Here is a 10,428-nt window from a genome sequence, read left to right on the forward strand (position 1 = left end):
GAGATCGACCACCTTGCGCTCGCGGCGGGCCTCGTCCATGGCGAGCGCCAGAATGCCGGCCTCGATGGCGTCGAGCGCGGAGACCGGCAGCGCCGCGCCGCGGGTGATGTGGGCGATCACATCCTCTGCCATCTGCTCGTCCGCGCCGTAATGCTGCGAGCGTTCGGAGGGGGCGGAATAGGTGCGCGACACGGTCTTCTCACCGGTGCGGGCATCGTGAACATCGAGGAAGCCGCGCACGAAATCGCCCTCCGCCATGCCCTTCGCGCCGATCACGCAGAAGCGGCGGAACTCGTCGGGTACATTGAGATTGGTGTGAAAGGTCATGGCGACGCCGTTTTCATATTCGACGGTCGCGGTCTGGTAATCGATGATGTCGCCATCGCTGTCGAACACCCTGTCCGATCCCATCCAGCCGCTCGGCTTACGGTGATAGACCTCGATATCGTTGGCGCCCGCGCCCTGGGGCGCATTGGCGGGCGTGAAGCTCTTGCGGCCGCCGAAGCTTGCGACATAACGCGGCCGCGCGCCGACCACGCCATTATAGAGGTCGAGGTCGTGGCAGCATTTTTCCAGCATGAACGGCCCGGAATAGCGGGTGTGTCGCCGCCAGTCGCGCATGAAGAACGCGCCGTGATAGGGCGCGATATGCTCCGACGCCTCGATCGAAACCACATCGCCCAGCCGGCCGTCTGCCTGGGCGGCACGCAGGTCGCGGTAAAGCGGCGAATAGCGCAGCACGAGGCCGACCAGCAGCCGGTCATAACCGTAGGCGTTGAGGAGGGCTGCGAGTTCGTAGCTCTCCTCGATACTCATCACGATCGGCTTTTCGGTGAAAACGGTCAGTCCCGCCTCAAGCCCGGTGCGGATATGGTCGAGATGCATGAAATTGGGCGAACCGATCATCAAGAGATCGAACGTCTCGTTTTCGATCAGCGCTTCGGGCGTGTCATAGGCCCTGCCGGGAGAAATGCCGTCTTTTTCAAGCGTTTCGAGACCTGCGGGTGCCGGATCCACATAGCCCACGATCTCGAAATCGGGGTCCAATTCGGAAAACACCACGCCAAGATAACCCAGACGGAAACCGAGTCCGATAATAGCGACCTTCATGGAGGACTGTTCCCAACATTTTCGTAATTTATTTTCTTCAGACTGAGACAAGAAAGCCGAAACGTCAACAAACTTTCACTAAAAAAATGACTTCATGAAAATGATTTTCAGAAACTTGTCATGGCCTCAATACTGACAGGAGGGCGCGCCGGGATCCGCTGACGCCCGCCACACGACAAAAAAAAGGCCCCGGAAAACCGGGGCCATCCTGAGGTGGAGGGGGGCAAGTCACCTCGGGCATTGCAGCCGATGTTGGGCTTTGCCAGTTTCGGCGGCGAAAGCGGCAGGCTGTTCGTGATCAGTCGACGGGCTGTTGGGCCTCGTCACTGACAGTCATTCCAGCACTCTCCGCGGTGTCGAAACGCTCGGTGCTTTCAATGTCGATGCCGTCGGCGGACACCATCATCCGCAGACCGTCCATCGGGATCGCCGCTGGCTGGAGAGCGAAGGCCGCCGGCGCGGCGGCCAGCAAAAGGACCAGGGCTGAGGGGACCGTGAACCTTGTCATTGCCATTGCTCCTGGAAGAGTGCGACGCCGGAAACCGGCGCGCACGCGTTGTTTACGGCGTCAGTCGTCGCTCTGGCGAACCTGATCGACGAGCTTCAGCGAACCGTCATCGGAAACGCGGAAGAAATTCACGTAACGGTCGCCAAACTTGTCGGTGCCATTGATCTGGACCGTGGAGCCGACCGGAGCCTTGGACAGCGTGCCGGTTTCCGGAACGGCCGAAGGCTGGATGGCGAAGGCGGCGGGGGCTGCTGCGAGGGCGGCAACGAGCGCTGCGGTTGCTGTGAACTTGTTCATTGTGAATACTCCTTGGGTATTTTTATGCGGAGCGCCTCTTTCGGCGCGTCATCATTATTGTTTGCGGTGGGTACTACCGCTTTCAGTCGTCGCTCTGGCGAACCTGATCTACGAGCTTCAGCGAGCCGTCATCGGAAACGCGGAAGAAATTCACGTAACGGTCGCCAAACTTGTCGGTGCCGTTGATCTGGACCGTGGAGCCAACCGGGGCCTTGGAAAGCGTGCCGGTTTCCGGAACGGCCGAAGGCTGGATGGCGAAAGCGGCGGGGGCTGCTGCGAGAGCGGCGACGAGCGCCGTGGCTGCTGCGAACTTGTTCATTGTAAAATACTCCTTAGATATGTGGGCGATGGTGCGCCGTGCCGGCGCGCCATCGCTATGTGTGTCAGTCGTTGCTCTGGCGAACCTGATCGACCAGCTGCAGCGAGCCGTCTTCGGTCACGCGGAAGAAGTTGACATAGCGGTCGCCGAAATTGTCGGTGCCGTTGATCTGGACCGTGGAGCCGACCGGGGCCTTGGAAAGCGTGCCGGTGTCCGGAACGGCGGAAGGCTGGATGGCGAAGGCCGCAGGGGCTGCTGCGAGAGCGGAGACCAGGGCGGCGGTTGCTGCGAACTTGTTCATGATGAAACTCCTTTGATCATCATTGTGTCGTTTGATGACTGGGAGATGGGTTTTAATCAGTTGATTAACAAGTCTTCATTTTAGAACCGCAGCGTCGTTTTTTTGTTGACGGTCCACTCCGAAGTCTTTGATGCCGCTCCATTTTTCAGAACGAAACTGCCTGAGCAGCGCGACGAATCGCATTATAAATCAATTGATTAAATCGGTATTGAGGCCACCGCCTAGAAGCCCGCAGGGGCCGTTTCAGGCAACAAAAAACCCGGCCGCGAGGCCGGGTCATTTTTCTATTTTTTGTCAAAAAAACTTCAGGCGTCGAGCTTTTCCGCCACCAGCGTGCGCAATTTTCCGAGGTCCTTGGCGAAATTGCGGATGCCTTCGGCAAGCTTTTCGGTCGCCATCGGGTCCTCGTTCATCATCCAGCGGAAGGTTTTTTCGTCCATGTCGACCTTGTCTTCGGCCTCGAACACATCGGGCGTGAGCTTGCGTTCCAGCTTGCCCTCGTCAGCGGCGAGTTCTTCCAGCAGGTTCGGCGCGATCGTCAGCCGGTCGCAGCCTGCAAGGCCTTCGATTTCGCCGGTATTGCGGAACGACGCGCCCATGACCACGGTCTTGATGCCGTTGGCCTTGTAGTAATTGTAGATCGAACGGACCGACAGCACGCCCGGATCGGTCTCCGACGTGTAGGTCTCGCCGGTGTCCTTTTTGTACCAGTCGAGAATGCGGCCGACGAAGGGCGAGATCAGGAAGGCGCCGGCATCGGCGCAGGCGATCGCCTGGCATTTGGAAAACAGCAGCGTCAGATTGCAGTCGATGCCTTCCTTCTGCAGGATTTCGCAGGCGCGAATGCCTTCCCAGGTGGAGGCGAGCTTGATCAGGATGCGCTCGCGGCCGATGCCGCGGTCTTCATAGGCCTTGATGATCTCGCGCGCCTTGGCGACCGAAGCCTCGGTGTCGAAGGACAGGTCGGCATCGACCTCGGTCGAAACACGGCCGGGCACGAGCTTGACCAGCGCAGCACCGACATCGATGGCGAGCCGGCTGGCGACGGCTGCAACGACGTCATCCTTGGCGCCGCCCTGCTCCTTGCCCCACTTGATCGCCTCGGCGAAGGCGTCGTCGAACATGTCCGTGGACAGCGCCTTCAGCACGATCGAGGGATTGGTGGTGCAATCGACCGGTTTCAGTTTCTCGACAGCGCGGATATCGCCGGTATCGGCAACGACCGTGGTCATCTCGCGCAATTGATCTAGCTTGGAAGCCATTTTCCTCATCCTTCCTTCTATGGCGCGGCTCGAAGGCCGGCCGCAATCCTGTTCCGCCGAATCCGTCGCGGCGCTCCCGCGATGATAGCGGGTCGCGGTGATGCGTTCATGACTGTTCGCAGACATCGGCCCGCCATGCAAGGGCGGCGGTTTCCCGGCGACTATCGCAAGTCGGGCTTTTCAAAGTCAAGGATGGATATGACGTTTCGCGCCCAGAGCATCGGAGCGATTAACTGGCACCGCCCGACGCTCCAGGCTCTCAGGCCTTGCCGGCCTCCCAGCCGAGCATGGCGCGTTTGCGGGTTACGCCCCAGTGATAGCCGGTCAGTGCGCCGGACTTGCCGAGCGCGCGGTGGCAGGGCACGACGAAGGAGACCGGGTTTCGCCCGATCGCAGCGCCAACGGCGCGCGAGGCATTCGGGCGGCCGATCTCGGATGCGATCTCGGAATAGGACTTGGCCTTGCCGAAGGGTATCTTCAAAAGGCTTTCCCAGACCTGAACCTGAAAGTCCGTGCCGATCAGCACCACCTTGAGCGGCCGGTCCGAGGACCATTCCTCTGGGTCGAATATCCGCCGCGCATAGGCCGCCGTCGCCGGCTCGTCCTCGATATAGGTCGCATTGGGCCAGCGCGCGGTCATGTCCTCGAAGGCTGTGCGCTCGTCGCCCGGATCGGCGAAGGCTACGCCGGCAAGGCCGCGATCGGTGATCATCAGCAACGACCGGCCGAAGGGCGAGGCATGAAAGCCGTAGCGGATCACCAGGCTCTCGCCGCCGCTCTTCCATTCGCCGGGCGACATCGCCTCGTGGGTGACGAACAGATCGTGCAGCCGTCCGGGCCCGGACAGACCGAGTTCATAGGAGGTGTCGAGCACCGGCAACCGCTCCTTGCCGAGAAGCTCCTTGGCGTGGTCCAGCGTGATCGCCTGCAGAAACGCCTTGGGCGACAGGCCGGCCCAGCGGGTGAAGGTCTTCTGCAGCCCGGTCGGCGACATGCCGAGCCGCTCGGCGATGGTCTCGAGCCCCGGCTGTTCGCGATAATCCTCGCTGATCATCGTGATCACGCTGCGCACCGTGTCGTAGTCCGCTCCGCAGGGTGTGGTCTCCACGGCGCTGTCGGATATGGTTTCAAATAAGGCGTTCATCGGCTTCGTGCTCCTTCGTCACGGCAGGAAGCACGGTTTCTTTCCGCGCCGCCACCCGATTCTTGCCAGAGGCGCTCAAATGCGCTGTTTCACGGTGGCCAGTGCCTGCCGGAAAGCCCTGGCGAAGCTCTCGCGATCATCGGGATTGAGAAAGGCGCCGATCTCGGTCCGCCGCCCCTCGCCCGCAAGCGCCATGCGGGTAATGCCGAATTCCTGGTGGCGGTCGACGGTGAAGCGCGCCCAGAACGGATTGTAATGCGCCTCGAGCCGCTTGCCCGCCGGCGTCACCTTGGTGACGGATATCTCCAGCCGCGACACCCGGACATGCTCGCGCTCGAGCGCCCTGCGATAGGACAGCCGGAAGGCGGCATAAAGTCCGGCAAAGGCCGCAAGGCAGTAAAGCGCGATCGGCCATGCGCCATGGACGGTGAAATAGAGCACATTCGGCACGAAGCCGAGGGCCGCGAGCAAAAGCAGTATGCGAAAACCCTTGCGCCCTAAAGAGCGATGGGGGAAAAGTTCAGCCGAAAAGACCGGCCTGTCATCAAGCGCTTCGGTCATTGCGCGTCGAGCCAGATTGAAAAAATGACAAAAACCAGAACCACAGTCAGCACTCAAAGGCGCAAAAAGTCAAATCGCGCGCGGCCGAGCGCCTATAGCGAGGCGGAGATCCGCGAGATTTTTCGCCGCTTCGAAATTCAGCGGCCGGAGCCGAAGGGCGAGCTCGAGCACACCAACCCGTTCACCCTGCTGGTGGCCGTGGCACTTTCCGCCCAGGCCACCGATGTCGGCGTCAACAAGGCGACCCGCGCGCTGTTTGCCGAGGTCGAGACGCCGCAACAGATGCTGGAGCTGGGCGAGGAACGGCTGATCTCGCATATCAAGACGATCGGACTTTACCGCAACAAGGCCAAGAACGTGATCGCGATGAGCCGCAAGCTGATCGACGATTTCGGCGGCGAGGTGCCGAGGACCCGCGAGGAACTCGTGACGCTGCCCGGCGTCGGCCGCAAGACCGCCAATGTGGTGATGTCGATGGCGTTCGGCCACGCGACCATCGCCGTCGACACCCATATCTTCCGCATCGCCAACCGCATCGGCCTCGCGCCCGGCAAGACGCCGGACGAGGTCGAGGCGAAGCTGGAACGGGTGATCCCGGACGAATACCTGTTCCACGCCCACCACTGGCTGATCCTGCACGGCCGCTATGTCTGCAAGGCCCGCAAGCCGGACTGTCCGGCCTGCGTGATCGCCGACATCTGCAAGGCCGCGGAAAAGACCTCCGAGATGTCGGCGCCGCTGGTTCCGATCGGGTGAGCCGGTCTCCGCCCGTTTTCAGGCGGCGACCATGCCATGCGGATCGATGACGAATTTCTTCGCCGCCCCGCCATCGAAATCGGCATAGCCGCGCGGGGCATCGTCGAGGGTGATGAGTTCGACATTCACCGCCTTGGCGATATCCACCCGGCCATACAGGATTGCCTGCATCAGCGCGCGGTTATAGCGCATCACCGGGCACTGGCCGGTGTGGAAGGAATGCGACTTGGCCCAGCCAAGGCCGAACCGCAGGCTGAGCGCGCCCTTCTGCGCCGCCTTGTCCGCAGCGCCGGGATCTTCGGTCACGTAAAGACCCGGAATCCCGATCTGACCGCCGGCGCGGGTCAGGTCCATGGCCGAGTTCAGCACGGTCGCCGGCTGTTCGTGGCTGTGATCATGGCCGCAGCCATGGGCCTCGAAGCCGACGCAGTCGACAAAGGCATCCACCTCCGGCGTGCCGGTGATCTCGGCCACCATGTCTCCCAGCGTCGCGTCCTGCCTGAGGTCGATGGCCTCGCAGCCGAAGCTTTTCGCCTGCCGCAGCCGCTCAGGGATCATGTCGCCGACGATGACGCAGGCAGCTCCCAGAAGCCTCGCGGAGGCTGCGGCGGCAAGGCCGACCGGCCCGGCACCGGCGATATAGACGATCGAGCCGGGCCCGACACCCGCCGTCACGCAGCCATGGAAGCCGGTGGGGAAGATATCGGACAGCAGCGTCAGATCTGTGATCTTCTCCATCGCCTGTTCGCGGTCGGGGAATTTCAGCAGGTTGAAATCGGCATAGGGCACCATGACATATTCGGCCTGCCCGCCGACCCAGCCGCCCATATCGACATAACCATAGGCAGCACCCGGGCGCGACGGGTTGACGTTGAGGCAGATGCCGGTCTTGCCCTCCTTGCAATTGCGGCAGCGCCCGCAGGCAATGTTGAACGGCACGGAAACGACATCGCCAACGCAAATGAATTCGACATCGCGCCCGCATTCGATCACTTGCCCGGTGATCTCATGGCCGAGCACGAGACCCTGCGGCGCGGTGGTGCGGCCGCGCACCATGTGCTGGTCGGAACCGCAGATATTGGTGGTCAGGATCTTCAGGATCACGCCGTGATCACACCGGCGTTCTCCCAGCGCCAGTTTCGGAAAATCGATCGTTTCGACAGTCACTTTGCCGGCGCCCTGAAATATCACGCCGCGGTTCGATGCACTTGCCATGTCTTCCTCCCAGGCTTTGCCACGAACCTGCATCATCCGCTTGGGAGAAAGCCGATTCATGTCTGAAAGCGACATGATCAAGCATCAAAAATGCCGCCATGGGCATGGCGGCATGAAAACAGGCCGACAACGCGGCCGCGAAGGAACGCCGCGTCAGGCGCCTCTCAACCACGCCTCCTCGCCCTCATGGAAGGCGGCCAGCTCTTCAGGGCGGTCGTCGCCGAGCAGGTTCTGGTTGACGGTGATGCCGCGGCTCCCCTGGAGATAGGACAGGAAACAGTAGCTCGGGCGAAAGCTTTCCAGTCTGTCCCAGTCGATCGGCAGCGCCTCGCGCGGGTTGAGCGCGCTCATCACGTCGCGCTCGAACAGGACTTCGAAACTCATGATCTTCCAGCGCCCGTCCTCGCGCACGCAGCGCGAGAAGAAGCGGCAGAAGACGTGAAAGTCGACCGCGATGTCCTCAAGCTTCGCGCGGTTGAAGATCATGGCCGGGCTTTCCACGGTCGCCCTGTCGCCGTTGATGCGGGCATAGGCCGGAAACACCCAGTGCTTGCCGCCGCGCACCTTCTGCATGAAGGCGCGGGTGGAATCGACATAGGCGGCCCCGCCCTTGCCGTCATACCAGCTGGTGCGCACATAGGCGTCGTCGTGAAAGCATTCGCGCATCACGTCGAACCGCCCCTGATCACGGGCGAAACGTTCCCGCCGCACCAGATCGAAAAGTTCCTCGCGCTCCAGCATCTCCATCAGGCGTCGTTCGGTTTCGGGCTGCATGTTGTCCTCCGCGTTAGCGCGTCGGTCAGGCCGTAAAGCCGACCAGCGCCTTGGTTTCCAGATATTCCTCGAAGCCGGCAAGGCCGAATTCGCGACCATTGCCGGATTGTTTGTAGCCGCCGAAGGGCAGCGACCGGTCGAACGGCGCGCCATTGTAGTAGACCCGTCCGGCGCGGATGCGGTTGGCGATCTTGCGCGCGCGTTCGGGATCGGGCGACTGCACGAAGCCGGCGAGGCCGAAGGGCGTGTCGTTGGCGATCGCGACCGCCTCGTCCTCGCTGTCATAGAACATCATCGACAGCACCGGGCCGAAAATCTCCTCGCGCGCGATCCGCATGTCGGGCGTCACGTCGGCGAACACCGTCGGGCGCACGAAATAGCCGGCATTGGCGGCGGCCGGGCGGCCAGGTCCGCCGGCGACCAGCGTCGCGCCCTCGTCGATGCCGGAGGCGATCAGCGCCTGCACCTTGTCGAACTGGGATTGGCTCACCAGCGGGCCCATCGTGGTCTTCGGATCCATCGGATCGCCAAGCACGATCGTATCGATCGCGCCGCGGGCGGCCGCGATCGCCTCGTCGCGGTTTACGCGCGGCACCAGCATGCGGGTCGGCGACTGGCAGTTCTGGCCGGCATTGGTGTTGCAGGCATGGACGCCGGCGGCGACGGCCTTTGCCATATCGGCATCCGGCAGGATGATGTTTGCGGATTTGCCGCCGAGTTCCTGCGCCACGCGCTTGATCGTGTCGGCGGCAAGTTTCGCGACGCGGATGCCCGCGCCCGCCGAACCGGTGATCGAGACCATGTCGACCTCCGGATGGCTTGCGATCGCCTCGCCGACGGTCGGTCCGTCGCCCTGGACGAGATTGAAGACGCCGGCGGGCAACCCGGCCGCATCGATGATCTCGGCGAGCGCCCTTGCGCTCAGCGGCGCGATCTCGCTCGGCTTCAGCACCATGGTGCAGCCGGTGGCGAGCGCGGGCGCGATCTTGGAGGCCATCTGGTTCAGCGGCCAGTTCCACGGCGTGATCATGCCGCAGACCCCGATCGGCTCGCGCCTAATGATGCCGGTCGGCTCGGGTCGTTCGAACTCATAGGTCTCCAGAACCCGGATCGCCTCCTCGAAGTGGAACAGCGCCACCGTCGCCTGCCGCTCGGTGGAGAAGGTAATCGGCACGCCCATTTCCATCGTCATCAGCCGGGCGAGTTCCGGCCGCCGCGCCCGAAAACCATCGACGATGCGGCGCAACGCTTCCAGCCGTTCCGCGCGGGTGGTCGTGGACCAGGCGTCGAAGGCGCGGCGCGCGGCGGCAACGGCGCGATCGACATCGGCGGCGGAGCCGAGCGCCACACGGCCGATCTGGCGCTCGTCGGCCGGATTGATGATCGCCATCTCGCGCGCGCCGTCAGGCTTCACCCAGTTCCCGTCGATATAGATTTCCAGCGCGTCCATGATTTCCTCCCTCAGTCGGCAGCAGCGACTGTAGCCGCAACCGTCCGGGCCGCAATCGGGCCGCTGCCGCATTTCGTCTGCCGAAATGAGGGTCGCGCTGTTTTGCCTGGCGTCGCGAGGCTATCTAGAACATCATCGAAAAAAAGGAGAACCCCATGCGGCGCTATTTCGAGGATTTCGAGGTCGGCGAGACCTGGACCAGCAAGACCATTACCCTGTCGGAGGCCGATATCATCCGTTTTGCCGGCGAATATGATCCGCAGCCGATGCACACCGATCCGGAAGCCGCGGCCAAGGGCCGGTTCGGTTCGCTGATCGCCAGCGGCTGGCAGCTTGCTGCCCTTACCATGCGCCTGTTCGTAGAGGCGGGCGGATATGGCGAGACCCCGATGGTCGGCCTCGGCATCGACGAGTTGCGCTGGCGCAGGCCGGTGAAGCCCGGCGATCAGCTGACCGTAACCCGAGAGGTCGTGGAAACCTCAAGGCATGAGAAACGCCCGGAATATGGCCGTATCCGCACCAAAGTGACGATGACCAACCAGGATGGCGAGACGGTGATGACCTATACCTCCCTCGGCCAGGTGCCGGCGCGCAATGCAGGGTAGGGCGCAGCTTTCCGGCTGACGAAACGCGACGGCGGCAGGGGATGCGCCCGGCGCCTTCCTCGCCTATGAACGACGCAGCAACAAGGGAGGATGCATGGTGGGCGAGATCAGCCGCAGGGATTTTTT

General features: G+C 62.6%; 13 protein-coding genes. 2 read left to right on the forward strand and 11 right to left on the reverse strand.

Annotation, left to right across the window (positions count from 1 at the left end):
• From B4E36_RS02365 to B4E36_RS02400, 8 genes are all read right to left on the reverse strand, one after another.
• Positions 1-1,110 (reverse strand): Gfo/Idh/MocA family oxidoreductase (locus tag B4E36_RS02365; RefSeq protein ID WP_345899932.1); only part of this gene is annotated, 1,110 nt, incomplete at its 3' end.
• Positions 1,111-1,408: 298 nt separating this feature from the next.
• Positions 1,409-1,618: a hypothetical protein gene (locus tag B4E36_RS02370; protein ID WP_018064920.1), complete on the reverse strand. Its 210-nt coding sequence runs from the start codon at positions 1,616-1,618 to the stop codon at positions 1,409-1,411.
• Between the two features lie 60 nt (positions 1,619-1,678).
• Positions 1,679-1,915: a hypothetical protein gene (locus B4E36_RS02375; RefSeq protein ID WP_018064919.1), complete on the reverse strand. Its 237-nt coding sequence runs from the start codon at positions 1,913-1,915 to the stop codon at positions 1,679-1,681.
• 82 nt (positions 1,916-1,997) lie between these two features.
• Positions 1,998-2,234 (reverse strand): hypothetical protein, encoded by a 237-nt coding sequence (locus B4E36_RS02380; protein ID WP_292053780.1) that lies wholly within the window; start codon positions 2,232-2,234, stop codon positions 1,998-2,000.
• A gap of 64 nt (positions 2,235-2,298) precedes the next feature.
• Entirely contained in the window at positions 2,299-2,535 is a 237-nt protein-coding gene (locus B4E36_RS02385) for a hypothetical protein (protein ID WP_292053778.1), read from the reverse strand.
• Positions 2,536-2,840: 305 nt separating this feature from the next.
• Positions 2,841-3,797, reverse strand: a complete 957-nt coding sequence (gene tal / locus B4E36_RS02390) for a transaldolase (RefSeq protein ID WP_292053776.1) — start codon at positions 3,795-3,797, stop codon at positions 2,841-2,843.
• A 259-nt stretch (positions 3,798-4,056) separates the two neighbouring features.
• Complete coding sequence (locus B4E36_RS02395) at positions 4,057-4,941, reverse strand: bifunctional helix-turn-helix domain-containing protein/methylated-DNA--[protein]-cysteine S-methyltransferase (protein WP_292053774.1); 885 nt, start codon at positions 4,939-4,941, stop codon at positions 4,057-4,059.
• A gap of 75 nt (positions 4,942-5,016) precedes the next feature.
• The gene (locus B4E36_RS02400) at positions 5,017-5,502 is read right to left on the reverse strand and encodes a DUF2244 domain-containing protein (protein ID WP_292053772.1); all 486 of its coding nucleotides are present in this window, start codon (positions 5,500-5,502) and stop codon (positions 5,017-5,019) included.
• A gap of 24 nt (positions 5,503-5,526) precedes the next feature.
• Here B4E36_RS02400 and nth point away from each other — a divergent pair, with 24 nt between their 5' ends.
• Positions 5,527-6,258, forward strand: a complete 732-nt coding sequence (gene nth / locus B4E36_RS02405) for an endonuclease III (RefSeq protein WP_292053770.1) — start codon at positions 5,527-5,529, stop codon at positions 6,256-6,258.
• 18 nt (positions 6,259-6,276) lie between these two features.
• Here the strand turns inward: nth and fdhA are convergent, their stop codons facing one another.
• The 3 genes from fdhA to B4E36_RS02420 form a co-directional block, all read right to left on the reverse strand.
• The gene (gene fdhA / locus B4E36_RS02410; protein ID WP_292053768.1) at positions 6,277-7,473 is read right to left on the reverse strand and encodes a formaldehyde dehydrogenase, glutathione-independent; all 1,197 of its coding nucleotides are present in this window, start codon (positions 7,471-7,473) and stop codon (positions 6,277-6,279) included.
• Between the two features lie 153 nt (positions 7,474-7,626).
• On the reverse strand, positions 7,627-8,247 hold the full coding sequence (locus tag B4E36_RS02415) for a nuclear transport factor 2 family protein (protein ID WP_292053767.1): 621 nt from the start codon (positions 8,245-8,247) through the stop codon (positions 7,627-7,629).
• A gap of 25 nt (positions 8,248-8,272) precedes the next feature.
• Positions 8,273-9,697, reverse strand: a complete 1,425-nt coding sequence (locus B4E36_RS02420) for an aldehyde dehydrogenase family protein (RefSeq protein ID WP_292053764.1) — start codon at positions 9,695-9,697, stop codon at positions 8,273-8,275.
• 155 nt (positions 9,698-9,852) lie between these two features.
• Between B4E36_RS02420 and B4E36_RS02425 the strand changes: the two genes are divergently transcribed.
• On the forward strand, positions 9,853-10,302 hold the full coding sequence (locus B4E36_RS02425; protein ID WP_292053761.1) for a MaoC family dehydratase: 450 nt from the start codon (positions 9,853-9,855) through the stop codon (positions 10,300-10,302).
• Positions 10,303-10,428: the final 126 nt, after the last annotated feature.

Source organism: Martelella sp. UBA3392 (assembly GCF_002358775.1).
GTDB lineage: Bacteria > Pseudomonadota > Alphaproteobacteria > Rhizobiales > Rhizobiaceae > Martelella > Martelella mediterranea.

What these genes read in the sequence shown, in the direction of transcription:
- B4E36_RS02370 (WP_018064920.1), bottom strand. Translation starts at nt 1,618, where the DNA reads ATGACAAGGTTCACGGTCCCCTCAGCCCTGGTCCTTTTGCTGGCCGCC.
- B4E36_RS02375 (WP_018064919.1), bottom strand. Translation starts at nt 1,915, where the DNA reads ATGAACAAGTTCACAGCAACCGCAGCGCTCGTTGCCGCCCTCGCAGCA.
- B4E36_RS02380 (WP_292053780.1), bottom strand. Translation starts at nt 2,234, where the DNA reads ATGAACAAGTTCGCAGCAGCCACGGCGCTCGTCGCCGCTCTCGCAGCA.
- B4E36_RS02385 (WP_292053778.1), bottom strand. Translation starts at nt 2,535, where the DNA reads ATGAACAAGTTCGCAGCAACCGCCGCCCTGGTCTCCGCTCTCGCAGCA.
- tal (WP_292053776.1), bottom strand. Translation starts at nt 3,797, where the DNA reads ATGGCTTCCAAGCTAGATCAATTGCGCGAGATGACCACGGTCGTTGCC.
- B4E36_RS02395 (WP_292053774.1), bottom strand. Translation starts at nt 4,941, where the DNA reads ATGAACGCCTTATTTGAAACCATATCCGACAGCGCCGTGGAGACCACA.
- B4E36_RS02400 (WP_292053772.1), bottom strand. Translation starts at nt 5,502, where the DNA reads ATGACCGAAGCGCTTGATGACAGGCCGGTCTTTTCGGCTGAACTTTTC.
- nth (WP_292053770.1), top strand. Translation starts at nt 5,527, where the DNA reads ATGACAAAAACCAGAACCACAGTCAGCACTCAAAGGCGCAAAAAGTCA.
- fdhA (WP_292053768.1), bottom strand. Translation starts at nt 7,473, where the DNA reads ATGGCAAGTGCATCGAACCGCGGCGTGATATTTCAGGGCGCCGGCAAA.
- B4E36_RS02415 (WP_292053767.1), bottom strand. Translation starts at nt 8,247, where the DNA reads ATGCAGCCCGAAACCGAACGACGCCTGATGGAGATGCTGGAGCGCGAG.
- B4E36_RS02420 (WP_292053764.1), bottom strand. Translation starts at nt 9,697, where the DNA reads ATGGACGCGCTGGAAATCTATATCGACGGGAACTGGGTGAAGCCTGAC.
- B4E36_RS02425 (WP_292053761.1), top strand. Translation starts at nt 9,853, where the DNA reads ATGCGGCGCTATTTCGAGGATTTCGAGGTCGGCGAGACCTGGACCAGC.